This window comes from Dysgonomonas sp. BGC7 (genome assembly GCF_001261735.1).
Classification (GTDB): domain Bacteria; phylum Bacteroidota; class Bacteroidia; order Bacteroidales; family Dysgonomonadaceae; genus Dysgonomonas.
In genome coordinates, this window is the sequence record NZ_CVRP01000011.1 from 16107 (window position 1) to 34504 (window position 18398).

Annotated in this window: 9 protein-coding genes and 1 pseudogene; 4 read left to right on the top strand and 6 right to left on the bottom strand. The window is 40.6% G+C overall.

Annotated elements, in window-relative coordinates; genetic code table 11:
• Nucleotides 1–243: 243 nt before the first annotated feature.
• Nucleotides 244–1806 (top strand): DUF3945 domain-containing protein, encoded by a 1563-nt coding sequence (locus tag BGC7_RS11790; RefSeq protein WP_050701805.1) that lies wholly within the window; start codon nucleotides 244–246, stop codon nucleotides 1804–1806.
• A 56-nt stretch (nucleotides 1807–1862) separates the two neighbouring features.
• Nucleotides 1863–3971 carry a type IA DNA topoisomerase gene (locus BGC7_RS11795; RefSeq protein WP_050701806.1) on the top strand — a complete coding sequence of 703 codons (2109 nt, stop codon included), beginning with the start codon at nucleotides 1863–1865 and terminating at the stop codon, nucleotides 3969–3971.
• A gap of 1 nt (nucleotide 3972) precedes the next feature.
• Here the strand turns inward: BGC7_RS11795 and BGC7_RS11800 are convergent, their stop codons facing one another.
• Nucleotides 3973–4623 carry a GNAT family N-acetyltransferase gene (locus BGC7_RS11800; protein ID WP_050701807.1) on the bottom strand — a complete coding sequence of 217 codons (651 nt, stop codon included), beginning with the start codon at nucleotides 4621–4623 and terminating at the stop codon, nucleotides 3973–3975.
• A gap of 337 nt (nucleotides 4624–4960) precedes the next feature.
• On the opposite strand from BGC7_RS11800, the gene BGC7_RS11805 reads away from it, so the two are divergent.
• Together BGC7_RS11805 and BGC7_RS11810 are read left to right on the top strand one after the other, a co-directional pair.
• A complete protein-coding gene (locus BGC7_RS11805) occupies nucleotides 4961–5407 on the top strand; it encodes a DUF1896 family protein (RefSeq protein WP_050701808.1) in 447 nt (148 codons plus the stop codon).
• Nucleotides 5394–11204 (top strand): annotated as a pseudogene (locus BGC7_RS11810) (N-6 DNA methylase). The gene BGC7_RS11805 and the pseudogene BGC7_RS11810 overlap by 14 nt, the downstream one beginning before the upstream one ends.
• A 41-nt stretch (nucleotides 11205–11245) precedes the next feature.
• Here the strand turns inward: BGC7_RS11810 and BGC7_RS11815 are convergent.
• The 5 genes from BGC7_RS11815 to BGC7_RS11835 all read right to left on the bottom strand — a co-directional run bounded on the left by BGC7_RS11815 (nucleotide 11246) and on the right by BGC7_RS11835 (nucleotide 18398).
• Entirely contained in the window at nucleotides 11246–11563 is a 318-nt protein-coding gene (locus BGC7_RS11815) for a helix-turn-helix domain-containing protein (RefSeq protein ID WP_050701809.1), read from the bottom strand.
• A gap of 123 nt (nucleotides 11564–11686) precedes the next feature.
• Entirely contained in the window at nucleotides 11687–12100 is a 414-nt protein-coding gene (locus tag BGC7_RS11820; RefSeq protein WP_157258709.1) for an RteC domain-containing protein, read from the bottom strand.
• Nucleotides 12101–12586: 486 nt separating this feature from the next.
• Nucleotides 12587–13990, bottom strand: coding sequence for an efflux transporter outer membrane subunit (locus tag BGC7_RS11825; RefSeq protein ID WP_050701810.1), 1404 nt, complete (start codon nucleotides 13988–13990; stop codon nucleotides 12587–12589).
• A 2-nt stretch (nucleotides 13991–13992) separates the two neighbouring features.
• The gene (locus BGC7_RS11830) at nucleotides 13993–17166 is read right to left on the bottom strand and encodes an efflux RND transporter permease subunit (RefSeq protein WP_050701811.1); all 3174 of its coding nucleotides are present in this window, start codon (nucleotides 17164–17166) and stop codon (nucleotides 13993–13995) included.
• A gap of 125 nt (nucleotides 17167–17291) precedes the next feature.
• On the bottom strand, nucleotides 17292–18398 hold the full coding sequence (locus BGC7_RS11835) for an efflux RND transporter periplasmic adaptor subunit (protein ID WP_050701812.1): 1107 nt from the start codon (nucleotides 18396–18398) through the stop codon (nucleotides 17292–17294).

The window sequence follows — 18398 nt, forward strand, 5'->3', positions numbered from 1 at the left end:
GATTATCACAAAGATAGAGTATTTTACTGATACAGATATGAAAGCAAGACTCTATAGTTTTGTCTATTTACATTTTTCAGTTTAAACAATAAGAATAGGAGGTAAAAACACCATATTCACCAATTGCGCATAGACAACCCCAGACACAAGCTACCACCTTTTTAAAACCTTGCAATCAGTCTATTAGTAAGATGTATTTTCGCTTTGCATTAATGTTAATGCAGAATAAAAACATCATTTATTATGGATCAAAACAAAGTGAAATCCGAAGAGCCTAAAGTCTTACTGACCCAAGGCGAAGATGGCAAATTAAAAGTCATCACAGGAGAGCAGGACGGTAAATTAAAAACCGTTGAACCCACCAAAGCGAATGCCGACCAGTTTTTAAAGGTTGATACCAACAGCAACTTTCTGGAAAATTTCTTCAAAAAGATGTCGGCACAGTTCAATCACCCGTCACATACAGGGGTTTATGCTGTCGGGATGTCAGCCGTAGATAAAATAGCTGCTTTTCTTGACAAACTTATCCGTATCGATCATACCGATAAAGCTCTCGATCCGTATCGCCTTAAGTTTGATGGTAAGGTAAAGATACATATTGAGCTAACAGGTCAGTTTCAACCCTTAGATCTCAATAAACTCAATTGGAAAGATACAGAGAAGCTGGGGCTTTCGGGTGAGAAGTTGCAAGATGCCCTCAAAGCAATGGTTTATGGGCATAAGTCACCCGGATTGGTCGATATCAAACCGACTATTGACGGTAATGAGTTCCCGATGCAGGCTCGCTTATCATTGGAACCACAGGAGGATGGTAGCATCAAGCTGGTAACCCATCCCAAACAGGAACAGCCCGATTTTGACAAACCATTCATGGGAATAAGCTTTTCCGAGCAGGACAAAGAGCAACTCCAAAAGACAGGGCATGGTGCACGAGTCTATGAATTAGAACCCATAGCCGGAGGAGAGAAAATTCCTTCGCTTGTATCTCTCGACAAAATGACGAATAGACTCGAAGCTGTCCCCATCTCCGAAATCAATATCCCCGAAACCTTGAAAAATGCCCCTCTTTCTCCCGAACAACAACAAGGATTGAGAGAAGGTAAAGCCGTATGGGTTGAGGGCATGGATAAGAAGGTAAAACCGGGAGAAGAACCACAGAAGATAGACCGCTTCGTACAGTTCAATGCCGTCAATAAGAATTTTGATTTTAAGTTCAGTGACGAACAAAGGCAACAGCACAAGGAACAGCGACAAGCCAAACAGAGTGAAGGACAAGCACAGGAAAAGCCATTACCCAAAGCCCGTAAAGTTGATGAGGTATGGATTTATTCTAAGCAAGGTGGCATACAGCTTAGTAAAGAAGAGTTTACCAAGCTGTGTAACAAAGAACCAATCTTTGTTGAGGGCATGCAATCCCGTCCGAAACAACAACAACAAGCTGATGCTTCGGGAGCACAAAAAGTAGAAGCTACCGATCAGAAAGGACAGAAGTACAATGCATGGGTATGGGTTGACGAGAGCAGAGATAAAGTTCGCCATACTTCGAAACATCCCGATCAAGTTCGAGCCATTGAAGCGAAGCAAGCTGCTAAGGATTCTCAGAAAGTGACTCCTGCTGCCGAGAGTAAAACTCAGGTGGCTGTCAATAATGAGGGCAAGACCAACGAGGCAACTAAATATTCCAAAGAACCGCTAAAGCAAGGTCAGACACAGCCCACCGCCAAGCAAGTTGAGAAAAAGGAGCAGCAACAGGAACAAAAACAATCTCCTGCTGCCCCGAAGAAAAGCAAAGGACGAAAAATGTAGAAATATAAAATAATAAAAGGGTCTGCGACCCCAACCACTAAAAAATCAATGTTACAATGAAAATAATAATAGCGGAAAAACCCTCTGTGGCTAAAAGTATAGCAGCCATAGTCGGAGCAAACAATAAAAAAGAATCCTATATAGAAGGTAATGGATATGCCGTTACGTGGGCTTTCGGGCATCTGATCGGACTCGCTATGCCGGAGCATTACGGTATCACAGGCTTTCAAAAAGAGAACCTACCGATACTCCCAAAAGAATTTAAACTCTTGCCTCGACAGGTCAAAGAGGGGAAGGAGTATAAGAATGATCCTGGAGTGATGAAGCAACTAAAGGTTATCCGCGAGTTATTCCATCGTGGAGAATCTATAATTGTGGCGACTGATGCCGGACGAGAAGGGGAACTCATATTCCGCTATATATATGAATATATAGGATGCACCCTTCCGTTTGAAAGGCTTTGGATCAGCTCGCTTACCGACAGAGCCATTAAAGACGGCTTTAAAACCCTTCGTCCCGGAGCTGAATATGACAATCTGTACGCTTCCGCCAAAGCTCGCAGCACCGCTGACTGGCTCGTAGGCATCAATAGCAGTCAGGCTCTTTCAATCTCGGCAGGGTATGGTGTTTGGTCACTTGGCAGGGTACAAACCCCGACATTGGCGATTATTTGTAGTCGGTATCTGGAAAATAAAGAGTTTAAATCACAGACCTATTTTCGCTTGAAATTGCAGGCAGAAAAAGAAGCAACATCGTTCTGGACTCATTCAGTAGATAAATTTGATACCAAAAGTCAGGCTGAAGAGATTACAGCAAAGGTAAAAGCCACAGGAAAGATACTCGTTACAGCAGTAGAACGAAAGGAAGTCAAACAAGAACCACCCTTGCTGTATGACCTTACTTCACTTCAAAAGGAAGCCAATAGCAAGTACGGTTTCTCGGCGGACAAGACGCTGACTATAGCTCAAAGTCTGTATGAAGCCAAAAAAATCTCCTATCCACGAACAGGGAGCCGTTATATTTCCGAAGATGTGCTGGAGGAAATACCACACCTGATCGCTACACTTCGTTCGCACTCACTTTTTAGGTCCTATATTGATGGACGATTTGATACCAAACTCAATACCCGTTCGGTCAATGATGCTAAAGTGACCGACCACCATGCACTGATTATCACAGAAGAACCGGCAGGCAATTTACCCAAAGACGAACAGCTTATCTACGATATGGTTGCCGGACGTATGCTTGAAGCCTTTGGCGAACGTTGCATCAAAGAGAACACCACCGTATCACTTGATACCGATGGCGTACACTTTTCCTGCAAAGGAAGCGTTACACTCGTCCCCGGCTGGAGGGCGGTATTTGATACTAAAGACGAGCCAAACGATGAAGAGGATTCCATCACTTTACCTGTTCTTCTGGAGGGAGATAATCTTTTTGTTCGTGATTGCGAGATTCAAGAAAAGCAGACGAAGCCCCGCCCATTGCATACGGAGGCAAGTTTGCTTAGTTATATGGAGTCAGCAGGCAAAGAGGTGGAGGACGAACAACAGCGTGAGGCAATGAAAGAATGCGGTATCGGAACACCTGCCACCCGTGCATCCATTATCGAAACGTTGTTTTCCCGTGAGTATATCGTCAGAGAGAAAAAATCTCTTGTTCCGACCAATAAAGGACTGGTGGTCTATCTGGCGGTCAAGGACAAGAAGATAGCCGATGTAGCTATGACAGGACAATGGGAGGAAGCCTTAAACAAAATAGCTTCGGGAGATATGGATGCGGTTACCTTCCACAAAGGAATAGAAATCTATGCCTCGCAGATAACTACGGAACTGCTTTCTACAGTCATCGAACGCACGGATAATTACAATACTTGTTCTTGTCCTAAGTGTAAAAACGGACAGGTGGTATTTTATCCCAAAGTGGTAAAATGTAAGGATGAAAATTGCGGACTGGCCGTATTTAAAACCATTGCTAAGAAAGAACTGACGGACGGACAACTCGATGATCTTTTGATAAATGGCAAGACTGCACTGATAAAAGGGTTCGTAAGTTCTAAGACCGGAAGTACCTTTGATGCCATCGTAAAATTTGATGCGGACTACAAAACGGTTTTTGAGTTTCCAACACGCAAAGAAGGTCACAAGAAGAAACGTTCGAAGTAAATTATAGATCCAATTTCATATTATAGTTGTAATAACAGCCCTTCTTCAGTTGAATCTCACCTTCATCCAATTTCTGGAATCCTAATCGGGTATAAAAAGTGACGTTTTCCGGAAGTTGGGTTGTTAAACCAACAATATGGCATATTCGATTTATAGATCTCAATTTCTGTAAGCAATCGTCAATCATATAAGAACCAATACCGGAGCCCTGATAGTTGCCTTTTACAGCAACCATCGACAAATAATAATATTCATTGGTTCCGATAGCATTTGTCAGAAGCTGTTTATTTAGAGAATCCATCTTAAGCATTGTGCGTAAAGCAGAGAATCCAAAATTCATAATAAATCGGGGTAATCCGATCTTGAAATAATCACGAAATTCAGATTTTACTCCATTGGGAGGTAATAAGCTAAATACTCCTATTATTTCCATTGAATTTTTCATTCTAACAACTTTTGTCACAGCTTGTCTTCTGTTTATCAGGTATAGATTGGTCTTAAATAACCAAAACAAACCGTCTCGCAATTTATCCTTATTTACGAAGATTGAAGCATAAGCAAGATTCGATTCAAAAGCATCTACTAAAATAGCAGCGACCTCTTCATATTCAGATTCTTTCAATTTATCTATTCGGACATCAGGTAAAGACATGACAATTGCTTATTGATATTACGATTTAATTAATGATACAAATTTAAATATAAGTGATTGGATACGCAATGACACCAAGAAAGAAGCGACCATTGAAATAATAATTTCACTATATTTGCCACTGAAAGGTCTTTGTTCTACGATTCGGAATAGTCGTTTAACATTGATTTTTTAGTGGTGGCATCCGGGGCTAAGCTCCGGATGCCTTTTTCTTTCCCAAACTATAAGCTAAAGAAAATGCTTTGTGGTATATCATTAGGTCTAAGCCTATTGGTATATCTAACTCTCACAAAAGCAATAACAAAAGGGTCTTCGCCCCCACTAAAAAATCAATGATATGGCAACAAAACCAAAGACGGCAGTCACAGAACTGTCCTATTTCCGACTATCCCTATTGTCCTACCTACGTGATACACACCCCGACAAAGCAATTGACAATGACTTTATTGCTGTACGTGGTGATGCCGCAGCAGAAGTGTATAGCCAAGCTATAAAAGCAGGGCATACCCATGACTATGCAGAAGAATTCTCTTCAAAGGTCTTATACGAAGGCTTGATCTTCTCCACTTACCGAACCCTTGTAACTATCCTCTGGGAAGAATTTTCCGAAGAAGTAAACCCTTCACAAGCCGAAGGCATAGCAATGGAGCTATTATCCCGCCTTACGGATACGATTCAAAAATACATCTTGTCTGACGATTTTGCCGATACACCAGAGTACAATCAGTTTTACACGGAGCTGACTGGCGAAATACAAATACTTCTCGAAAATGGCTTACAATAAGAAAGCTCATCTTCGGGATAATATCGAGGCAATCCGCATTGCGTTTGCTCTCGATAAAGAGAAAAGGCAGGCTACCGATGATGAAAAAATAAAACTGGCAGCCTATTCCGGTTTCGGAGGGATAAAAGCCGTGTTGAATCCTGCTGCCAAATCGGAAGATATCCAATATTGGAAAACCTCTGAGCATGATTTGTTCCCACTTGTAACTGAATTACATCAAGTCCTACGGGATGGAGCGAAAGACGATGCCGAATATAAACGTTATGTAAGTTCGCTTAAAAATTCAGTGCTGACCGCTTTCTATACACCCAAGCCTGTTATTGATGCGTTGGCACTTGCGCTAAATAACAGTGGTATCAAACCTCAACGTTTTCTTGAACCGAGTGCGGGAGCCGGAGCATTTATAGCATCGTTCAAAGAAACCGTTCCCGATGCAGAAGTAACAGGATTTGAAAAAGATCTGCTGACGGGTAAGATTCTCTCACACCTCCACCCACAGGATAAAATACGGATTGAAGGCTATGAGAAGATGGAAGGTCGCTACTCACAACATTATGATGTTATAGCCTCCAATATTCCTTTCGGGGATGTGGCTGTATTTGATCCTCTGCTTTCCAAACATGAGATACCCGCAGTAAGCCAATCGACAAAAGCAATTCATAATTATTTTTTCACCAAGAGTGTGATGGCTGCCCGTGAGGGTGGATTGATCGCTTTTATCACTTCGCAAAGCGTACTTAACTCGGAGCAGAACAAACCCATTCGTGAACACCTGATGAACAGTTGTCATATCGTATCGGCTATCCGTCTGCCCAATAATCTGTTTACAGAAGAAGCAGGAACAGAAGTTGGTAGTGATCTGATTATCTTGCAACGCAAGAATACAACTATTTTACCGAGTCAAAGACAACAGGATTTTATAGAATCCCGGAAACTATCTAACGGTATATCAGTAAATAACCTCTTCAAAGATTTTGACAGAGTGATACAGACCGATGTAAAAGTAGGTACTGACCCTTACGGAAAACCTGCAATGGAATTTACTCATTCGGGTGGAACGGAAGCCATTGCCGCCACATTGTATCGGATGCTGAATGAAGATTTTACTCAACATTTAGATGTACAGCATTATCAAAGCCATGCACAGAGTGCAGCAGAACAATTACAGTCACAGGTAGCTCCCACTGCGGAAATAAAACAAACACCCAATTTAGATGAAACTCATTTTCCCGATGATCTTAATCCATTTTGGCAAGAAGTGGAGGATTTTCTGACACAGCCGACAGTACAACAATCCGAAACAATAGAACAAAGCCAAGAGCCAAAAAACATACAGGAAATATCTGTTTCGGATATGGTAGAACTAAGTCCAAAATCGGCTTATGAACCTATTGAAGAAGATTTAGTCCTTTTCCATCCTTTTGGAGAAGTCAGAAACCGCAAAGCATGGGCGGAACTGTCCGAGCAGGGGAGAAAAGCAGTTGTGGAATCACACATTGCCACTCCAAAAGAAGAGACGAAGGCTGTACCAACAACAGAGAAAAAAGATACAATCATCAAGGATGAAGCCAGCGGATTGTTTGTAAATACGAATACCGGAGAAGTAATAGAACAAAAGGAAGTACCGCCACCTGATATGCAGCAACAGCCGATTGTTACCTTGTACGACTTGTTTGGTTTTTCAGCCGAAGAACGTTCCCAGATTAAACAGCCGAAGCGTTCCCGCCGCCGTATGCCTATAACACAACCTAAAGCCAGCCAGCAAAAGGAGGTACAACCTAAAAGTCCGACAGCAAGTACACCAACTGAAACACCCGAACAACGTGCAGAACGTTTGGACAAGGAAAAGGTGGAACGATTGAAACCCATCCCGATGCCAATACCCGAAACCGGATTACCGAAACATTATAAGGATGGCTCATTAGTTACTGATGCGGATAATCGTATCGGCTACCTGCGGGATATGGACGGACATCAACCGATGTTTCATCCGTTGGAATTGCCACCGAATCAACAAAAACGGGCATCACTCTATATCGAGATACGCGATACTTACAACCATCTGTACAACAACGAAGCCGATACACTGAAAGAGAATCCCGCGTTACGGCAAATGCTCAATCGCTTGTATGATGATTTTACACAAAAATTCGGAAACTTGAACGATGCAAAGAATCTCGACCTCATCAAGATGGATGCCGCAGGGAGAGAAATACTTTCGTTGGTACGTTATCGGGAGGGCAAAGCGATTAAGGCGGACATCTTTGATCGTCCCGTAGCCTTCAATCCCGATGAGATTTCGAAAGTGGATAATGCATACGAAGCTCTTGTCTCCAGTCTCAATAAATATGGAACAGTCAATTTGGACTACATGGTTTCTCTAACGACTAATACGCAAGAGGGAATACTTGATGAACTGAAAGGTAAGATCTATTTCAATCCTCTTGTGGGAGGCTATGAAGTAGCGGATAAGTTTATATCGGGCAATGTTATCTCAAAAGCAGATGAGGTGCAGAACTTTATTGACCGCAATCCAGAACATAAAGCAGCCAAAGAATCTCTGACTGTTTTACAGGAAGCCATACCCAAACCGATAGCTTTCGACGATTTGGATTTCAACTTTGGCGAACGATGGATACCTTCGGGTATCTATGCTGCTTTTGCTTCACACCTCTTTGAAACGGACGTCAATATACATTATGCACAGAGCCGAGATGAATTCAGCATAAATGCCAATACTAAAAATGCCAAGATCAGTGATCAGTATGCTGTCAAGGGAGAAAGCCGCACCTTTGATGGTATTGCCCTGATGCGTCATGCCTTGCACGATACAACTCCCGATATTACAAAAACGGTCAGAGTAGATGGCAAGGAGACAAAGGTACGGGACGGAGAAGCGATTCAGCTTGCCAATACCAAAATAGATGAGATACGTAACGGCTTTTCGGAATGGCTCAGAGAGCAGACTCCCGAATTTAAAGACTGACTTGCCGATATGTATAACCGCACGTTCAACTGTTTTGTACGCCCCGAATACGATGGCACACACCAGACTTTTCCCAGACTCGACCTGAAAGGTTTAGGTATTCCCGATTTATACAAGAGCCAGAAAGATGCCATCTGGTTGCTTAAATTGAACGGTGGTGGCATAATCGACCATGAAGTGGGAGGTGGCAAAACGCTGATTATGTGCTGTGGAGCAATGGAGATGAAGCGGCTCGGATTAGTGAACAAACCCCTTATCACAGGACTGAAAGCCAATGTTCACGAAATTGCTCAAACCTTTTGTACGGCATACCCTGATGCCAAGGTACTCTATCCGGGCAAGGAGGATTTTACACCGCAGAACCGCAATCGTATTTTCAACGAAATGAAAAACAACAATTGGGATGCGGTTATTTTAACACATGAACAGTTCGGTATGATACCACAATCTCCGGAGATACAGCGGGACATCTTACAAGCTGAACTCGACAGTGTGGAGGAAAATCTCGAAGTGCTGCGTTCACAGGGTAAGGAGGTATCAAGAGGGATGCTGAAAGGTTGTGAGAAACGCAAAGCTAACCTTGAAACAAAATTGGAAGGAGTAGCTCATCAAATCGAAAACCGCAAGGATAATATGTCGGATTTTCGGATGATCGGCATCGATCATTTGTTCGTAGATGAATCTCACAAATTTAAAAATCTGACTTTTACCACCCGTCATGACCGTGTGGCAGGCTTGGGGAATACCGAAGGTTCACAAAGGGCACTCAATATGCTTTTTGCCTTGCGTACCATACAGGAACGTACAGGCAAGGATTTAGGGGCTACTTATTCGTCGGGAACAACGATCTCCAATTCATTGACCGAATTATATCTGTTATTTAAATATTTGCGTCCCAAGGAATTGGAAAGACAAGGCATCAATACCTTCGATGCTTGGGCAGCTATCTTTGCCAAGAAAACCAAAGATTACGAGTTTTCGGTTACCAACCAGATCGTGCAGAAAGAACGTTTCCGCTATTTTATCAAAGTCCCGGAGCTGGCTTCTTTCTATTCCGAAATTACCGACTACCGTACTGCACAGGATATTGGTATTGACCGCCCCGAAAAGAATGAAATTTTGCACAACATACCACCTACACCTGACCAGCAGGAGTTTATCGGTAAGCTGATGGAGTTTGCCAAAACAGGCAATGCCACTCTTTTGGGACGTGCACCGCTATCGGAACGGGAAGAAAAAGCAAAAATGCTGATAGCGACTGACTATGCCCGTAAGATGTCGCTTGATATGCGGATGATAGATCCTGATAAGTATGGCGACCATATAGACAACAAAGCGAGCCATTGTGCCGCCTCAATAGCGGACTATTACCAAAAATACAATCCCCAGAAAGGGACACAGTTCGTATTCTCGGATTTGGGAACCTACAAACCGGGGCAATGGAGTCCCTACACCGAAATTAAACGCAAGTTGGTGGAGGATTACGGCATCCCTGCATCTGAGGTGAGATTTATTCAGGAAGCTACCAGCGAGAGGGCACGTAAAGCCATGATAAAGGATATGAACGAGGGAAAAATCCGTGTTATGTTCGGTTCTACCGAGATGTTGGGAACAGGAGTAAACGCTCAAAAACGGGCGGTAGCTATTCATCATTTGGACGCACCGTGGCGTCCGTCAGATCTGGAGCAACGCGATGGACGGGCAATACGTAAAGGGAATGAAATAGCGAAACTGTATGCTGATAATAAAGTAGATGTGAAAATATATGCCGTAGAAAAATCACTCGATGCGTATAAGTTTGGCTTGCTTCACAACAAGCAGTTATTCATTAAACAGCTTAAAAATAATAATTTGGGTACTCGTACCATTGACGAGGGCAGTATGGATGAGAAAAGCGGCATGAACTTTTCTGAATATGTAGCTATCCTGTCGGGTAACACCGAATTGTTAGAAAAAGCAAGGATTGAAAAGAAAATCGCTGCTTTGGATAGTGAAAAGCAGGCTTTCGCTCGTGGTAAATCAGTGAGCCGATACAAGTTGGAAAATATCATGCAGACGGTAGAATCCAACAAGGGATATATTGATCGCATCACCAAAGATGTGGAGGCCTTCAATAGCCGAGTACAAACTGCTCCTGATGGCTCGCGGCTCAATCCTGTAAAATTGGATGGATTTCAAGCTGCCGATCCGGTTGCTATAGGTAAAAAGTTGAACGAAATAGCAGACAAAACACGTACATACGGGGTACACGAGAAAATCGGCTCGTTATATGGCTTTGACTTATTGGTAAAATCCGAAACTACGAACAAAGATGGTTTTGATCTGATACAAAACCGTTTTTTTATACGTGGCGAGGGGCAGATACTTTATAACTACAATTACGGGAGTTTGGCGGCAGACCCCAAAACTGCTTCACTGAACTTTCTGAATGCTCTCGATAGTATGCCCAAACTTTTGGAAAAGTACCAAGCAGATACCGATAAGCGAATGCAGGATGTACCGATTCTCAGGCAAGTAGTCGAAAGCGTATGGTCGAAAGAGAACGACTTAAAGGATTTGAAAACAGAACTCACTGCTTTGGAGCGTAAGATAGAGTTGTCACTGAAGCCCATCGAGCAAAGTGAGGGACAAGAAAATGTTTCTGAAAAGAATCAGGTTCAATCTCAGAATAATCCAAAATCAACAGCGATTCAAGATACCCCTATGCCGAATACTTTGCAAGGAGTGAAAGAGGTTATGGGTGACAGGTTTGTTATTGAATCGGTGGGCAGTCCGCCACCAAAAGAAGAAAAAAGAGGCATGAAAATGTAAATAAATATGACCGTAGAATAATAATTCTGCGGTCGTTTTATTTATTCTTTTTCCACCGTTTCTTCATCAGGATTATCTCTAAAGTGATCACGAATGAATTTCTCTACGTTTTTCTCTGTATAAAATATCTTGTGATGGATGGTTATATAGGTCAGTTCTCCAGCCGAGCGGTAACGCTGTAATGTCCGTTTGCTTACATTCAGCATTTGGCACAAGTCTTGATTGTCTAAAAGCCGTTCTCCGTTCAGTACGTTATGTCGTCCACTCATTATATCCATAAATTTATCCAATCGGTCAAAACGTCCCATGAATTGTTCAAACCATTTTTGCATCCATTTTATCAAATCATTATTTTCCATATCCCATTGTTTTTACTTATTTGTGTTTCCTACAAGTTTATTCGGTTCTGAAATAGAAAAAGTGGTACCTACCATTGTAAGTACCACCATTTAGCGAATAATTTATTGATTTTAAATCTTGTTTTATTTATAGAGCTGATCTACTTCATTTTTATAGACTGCCAGAAGTCGTTCTAACATAGAAGAAGAATTTTTTTTACGTTCCATTGTGCGAGTTTTGCGACTGTAAATGTTTTTAGGAATCTTGATATTGAAAATCAGTTTCAAGCCGTGGATAATTTCAGCAAAACTAATTAGTTTACCAGATGCCTTACGAATCAGTTTGATGTTATAAATAGCTATCGCTAACTCAATAAGGTCTGTAATTGACCCTCCCCATATATAATAGCCTGAAGAAGATAATTTCGTTTTGTGATATGTATCGGTAGAAACAGGCTCATGGTTGTGCTCTGTCCATTCTAGAGCAGCAGTAAGAAACGACAGACAATGAGTGATATAATTTAAAATTATAGATTTTTTTTCCCAACTTCTCACCATTGAGATAAGTTTGTAATCGTTGCAATTCTAAACAGGTATAATGAATTGTAAAATAAGCAGGAATACCTTTTTTCGAAGAGGTGCAAATTAAAGTAACAGAGTGTACAAACTCATCGTATACCAGAGCAATCTCCTGCTCACTGGGATTAAATGTTCCGTCCATCTTCTTCAGTAGACAGAATAACTTAGTGTTAACTAGTCTTTTCATGGATTTTTTTTATTATGTTTTTTAACAATAAGAGGCTGTACTCTCTTTGTACAGCCCCTTACTTCATCTTCAACGATCCCCCCATTGCCTTTAGAATTATGGAGCTAGTTTTAGTTTCAATAATTTAAATATTTTATTTTAAGTTAGTTAATAGTTTTATTTATAAACTTTCTGTCAATAACAAAAATATCTTCAAAGCAATATAAGGGCAGCATATACTCCTGCTCCTTCGACATGTCTATTCAATTATTATATTAAACAATTACTGAAGTTGAGACTTACTCAATCCCTCCACCTAATGCCCGGTAAAGATTAGAAACGGCCTGAAGCTGTTCTAATTTATCACTAACTTGATTAAGTTGAGCCTCCAGAAGACCTTGTTGTGCAGTTAATACCTCCAGGTAGTTTGCTTCACCAGCTTTTAGTAACTCTTGTGTATAACTTACGGACTTGACTAACGATTCTACCTGTATATTTCTATTCTGAGTCTTTTTCAAAGAACTTTCATAGGTATTCATGATGTCAGACACCTCTTGTCCTGCCTCCAAGACAGTTTTCTCAAATGTGAGTAATGTTGCCTGCTGCTCATATTTTGCTATTTTATATTGAGTAGTTAACTGCTTCTTAGCAAATATAGGCTGTGTAAGTCCACCTATAATACTGGCGAAAATATTTTCTGGTTTAAAGAAATTACTTAAAGTATTATTTGCATAGCCAATTGTTCCGGATGTCAATTTAATTGATGGATAGAAATTAGCCTTTGCCGCATGAGTTAATTCAAAAGCAGACCGGAAAGAAAGTTCCGCCTGCTGAACATCAGGGCGTCTTGCCAACATTTGCATAGGAACTCCATATGATAATTGTGTCGGTACATTTTGACGATTTAAAGAAGTCCTTGATACAGTACCTGGCCTCCGCCCCAACATAACGCACATCGAATTCTCTAATTGCCTGATATTGTTTTCCAAGTCAGGTATTGAAATTTTCACACTATGCAGAGAAGCCTTTGTTTGTTCTACAGCTGCCCCATTCGCCTTGCCTGCTTCTTTCAATGCTTCTGTTGTAATGAGGTTCTCTTCCATAAGCTTTACCATCTCTACAGTAACTTTCAGTTGTTCATCCAAGGCTAATAAGGAATAATATGTATTCGCTATATTAGCGATCAAAGATGTTCGTACCAGATTCCTTCCGGCATAACTATTGAGCATTTCTGCATATTTAGATCTAGATTGGCGATTTAACTTTCCCCATATATCAGCTTCCCATGTCACAGCAATGCCCAGACTATAATCTGTAGAATGATATCCAAGAACATCTTTCCCCTTTGTTCCATTACTATTTCGATTATGTTGTACCTGCCCACTTAATGCCACATCCGGAAAATAAGCTGCTTTGGCCATACCAAGGTTTGCTTCTGCTTGTTTTATCCGCTCTGTAGCAATCAACATATCGTAATTGGTATTAAGACCTTCTTCTATATAAGATTGTAAAATAGGGTCTGTGAAATATTCAAGACAAGATATATTAGCTATAGTTGTTGTATCTGACGAATTTTTATCCCGAAAGAGATTTTCACTATCTATATCCGGTGTTTTATATTTATTCATTACCTGGCAGGAAGAAAGTCCTATCAGGGCAATAAACCCTGATAAGATAATTCCTTTTATTCTTTTTTTCTTCATAATTATTCTTCAGTTAATTGTTTGTTATTGGATCTTGGATCTTTCCCGCTTAAGCGTTCTTGTAAGCTTTGGAATAAAATGTATAAAGTTGGAATTACCAATATTCCAATCATTGTTCCGACAAACATTCCCCCTACAGCACTAATTCCGATCGATTGGTTACCGATTGCTCCTGCTCCATTGGCAAACATCAATGGTAATAAACCGCAGATAAAAGCGAATGACGTCATAAGAATCGGGCGCAGACGTGCGACGGCTCCGTTAATAGCTGCTTCGACAATACTTTGTCCCTGTTGGCGACGTTGAATGGCGTATTCTACTATAAGAATTGCATTCTTAGCCAACAGACCGATGAGCATTACCATAGAAATCTGGACATAGATATTATTTACAATACCCTGGTTCAAGCCAAAGATCATTATGAAAATAAATACGCCAGCTAAGCCGATCGGTAATGATGCCAATACCGCTAAAGGCAGGATATAACTTTCGTATAATGCGGCAAGCAACAGATAAACGAAGATCAGACAGATTGCAAAAATTAATATTATCTGAGAACCTTGCCCGGTTTCTTCACGTGTCATACCTGAATATTCGAAGGAATAGCCATCAGGAAGAGTCTCCTTAGAAACTTCTTCAAAAGCATTGATTACATCTCCCGTACTGTATCCATTCGGAAAATTAGGAACAATGGTAAGATCCATTGACTGGAACATATTAAAGCGGCTCAACATCTGAGGTCCTGTAATATCAGATATGGTTATAAATTCTGTAACAGGGGACATCTCTCCGGAACTGGTCTGTACATAAATGCCACTCATATTTTCTAATTTCTCTCTGTATTCAGGAGCAGCTTGTACCATTACACGAAACTGCTTACCATAAAGGTTGAAGTTAGAAGCATATATACTACCAATATTTGCTTGTAAAGCATTCATTACATCTGCCAATGTAATTCCGGCAGCCTTAATTTTAGCCATATCGGCATTAATTTGTTTTTGAGGGAAATTAGGATTGAAAGTGGTCATAGCGACCATTACTTCCTGCCGTTCATTCATTTTGGCCAAAACATCATTCATTATTCCATAGAACTTTTGGATATCACCTCCGGTTTTATCTTGGAGTTGTACTTCAACTCCCGTACTCATTCCAAATCCCTGAAGAGTTGGCATCCCGAAGAACATAAATGTTGCATTTTGTATATTTTTTGTTTTTTCGGTCATAATAGCAGCAACCTCTGATGCTGACAATTCTCTGTCGTCCCAATGTTTCAATTTTATAACCATAGAGCCATATGAACTGGAAACTCCACTTGAACCATTAAGTATATTTAGACCTGTCAGATCCTGAATAAATTCAACACCTTCTATTTCTTCTGCGATTTGGGCGACTTGTCTGACTACAGAATCTGTCCTTTCCAGAGAAGAACCCGGAGTTAATGAAATAACACCCATTACTCCACCTCCGTCTTCCTGTGGTACAAAGCCGGTCGGAATCATTTTCATCATCCCATATAATACAAAAGAGAATACAAAAATAATAGCAAGGGTTATCCAACGATGGTTCTTTTTTCCTAGAAATTGCAAGGATGATTTATATTTCTGTGTACCTGCATTAAATCCAATATTAAAGGCATAAAAAAATCGTTGTAAAAAGTTTTTCTTTTTGCTTTCTTCTCCTTCTTTGTGTGGCTTAAGAAAAAGGGCACACAGAGCGGGGCTTAATGTCAAAGCATTGATAGCTGAGATTGCTATAGAAATAGCCAGTGTCAAACCGAATTGTTTGAAGAATACACCGGAGGTTCCTCCAATAAAGCTGACAGGAATAAAGACAGAAGCCATAACCAAGGTTATAGAAACAATCGCAGGTGAGATTTCTTGCATTGCCGCTAAAGTTGCTTTCTTAGGGTCCTTTTCACCATTTTCCATCTGGGCATGGACTGCCTCGACGACTATAATAGCATCATCGACGACTATCCCTATCGCCAGGACAAGGGCAAAGAGGGTCAGAATATTTATTGAGAAACCTAAAGCCTGTAAGAAAAAGAAAGTACCAATAATGGCTACAGGAACAGCAATAGCCGGAATCAGAGTCGACTTCCAATCCTGTAAGAAAATGAAAACGACAAGGAATACCAATAATAATGCTTCTACAAATGTATGTAATACCTTTTCGATAGAAGCACTTAAAAATTCATTGGAATCCATCATATAGGTAATATGAAATCCCGGAGGAAAAGATTCAGATGCTTTATTAACGACTTCTTTTACATTATTTATAAGCTCTTGAGCATTTGTTCCTCCTGTCTGGCTGATCATCATCATTATAGACTCATCTCCATTCATGTGAGATGCTACGCTGTAATTAAGTGATCCTAATTCCACATCTGCAACATCTTTTAGTCTCAATACGTGATCATTTTCAGAACGGATAATTATATTCGCAAATTCTTCTTCTGCAACCAATCGTCCTGTATATTTTAAAGTATACTGGTATGTCTGGTTACTATTTTGTCCCAGCTCTCCCGGTGCGGCCTCCACATTCTGATCCTGAAGTGCGGCAATAACCTCTCCCGAGCTTATTTTATAAGTGGCCATAACATCCGGCTTTAACCAGATTCGCATCGAAAAGTCTTTTGCTCCCATAACGGATGCATCCCCAATACCATAGACACGTTTGATCTGCGGTATAAGGTTTATATTCGCATAATTCTGGATAAATTCTGCATCATATTCAGGGTTATCTGATGAAATACTCATCATAAGGATATAACTACTGAGTTGTTTTTTTACTGTTACCCCTATCTGGTTCACCTCGGAAGGTAACTGGGAATTTGTTGTGGCAACAAGATTCTGGACTTTTACCGCTGCAATGTCAGGATCGGTCTCTTTCGTAAAATAAACTGTTATATTTGCCTGTCCACTATTTGATGACGTGGAAGTCATATAAGTCATTCCTTCTACACCATTTACGGCTTCTTCGATAGGAATAATAACACTCTTCATTACCACATCAGCATTTGCTCCGGGATATTGTGCTGAAATTTGGACTGTGGGTGGAGCTATATCAGGGTATTGCTCTACCGGCAATGTTACGATACCGATAATACCCAATACTACTATAACTATGGATATTACGGTAGATAAAACAGGCCTTTCTATAAATGTTTTTAACATATTTCTCTGTTTTTAAATCAAACGTTCTTCCTCTCTTTCTGAAAAAGAGTTTGCTGTTTTTTTACTAAATATTTAGATTAGATGCTTTTAGATTTACTGATGTAATAAAGCATAATTTGAAAAGACTATTCTACACTTACTTTTTTACCATGATTAAGTGTTGCAATACCATCGGTGATAATTCTATCCCCATCTTTCAGCCCGTCTGTGACCACATAATTTTTACTGTCTGGAGTCGGTAGTACCGAAATAACTTTTTGCACAACAGAATCACCTTGTACTAAATAAACTAATACCTTGTTTTGTTGTGCATAAGTTGCCTTTTGTGGTATTATTATTGAATTCTCTATATGTCTGGGAATAGATATATTACCACTTGTGCCACTTCTTAATTTCCCTTCTATATTGGAAAATTCTGCACGGAAACTGGCTGTACCTGTCGTCGTATTTACGGTACCGGAAATAGTCTCAATTTTCCCTGTCTGTCCATAAATAGTACCATCAGCTAAGGTTAGGATAACATTCGGGGCATTCCTTATTTTCTCTGCTTGAGTGGTTCCTTCCAGATTATCCAAAAATGTAGACAACTCTTTCTCATTTAAAGAAAAGTAAGCAAAGACATTACTAGTATTGGCTACTGTTGTAAGTATATTATTTTTATCGACCAGGCTTCCCTGACGATAAGGAATTGTCCCGACCACTCCATCAACAGGACTTGTTACGTTGGTCCAACTCATTGTTGCCCTGGCATTCTTCAAGGTAGCTTCAGCTTGAGCAAGGGTTGCCAGTGCAGACTCATATGTGCTTTGTGCAGTCTCAAGTTGTACCATACTTACGATATTTTTCTCAACTAAGGGTCTTATCCTGTTTACATCAACTTTGGCAATATTAACTTGTGCCTGTGCACTTTTCAATGCTGCCTCAGCACTGGTCAAGGCCTGTTCGGACTGAGGTGAGTTAATTCGGAATAATGATTGCCCTTTCTTTACTACGGCTCCTTCATCAACATAGATTGATTCAATAAATCCATCAATACGTGGCCGGACTTCAATATCCTCTTTCCCCTTGATTGTTACGGGATAAACAGATTTCAATTCGGCGTCTTGTCTATTGACTATGGCTGTAGGATACTTTTGAGGTGGTGCCTGTTCCGATGAACCTTGCCTGTTCCCACATGATGTTACAAAAAATACTAGAGCCGAAGCTCCACAAACAATCTTTAAAAAATTCAT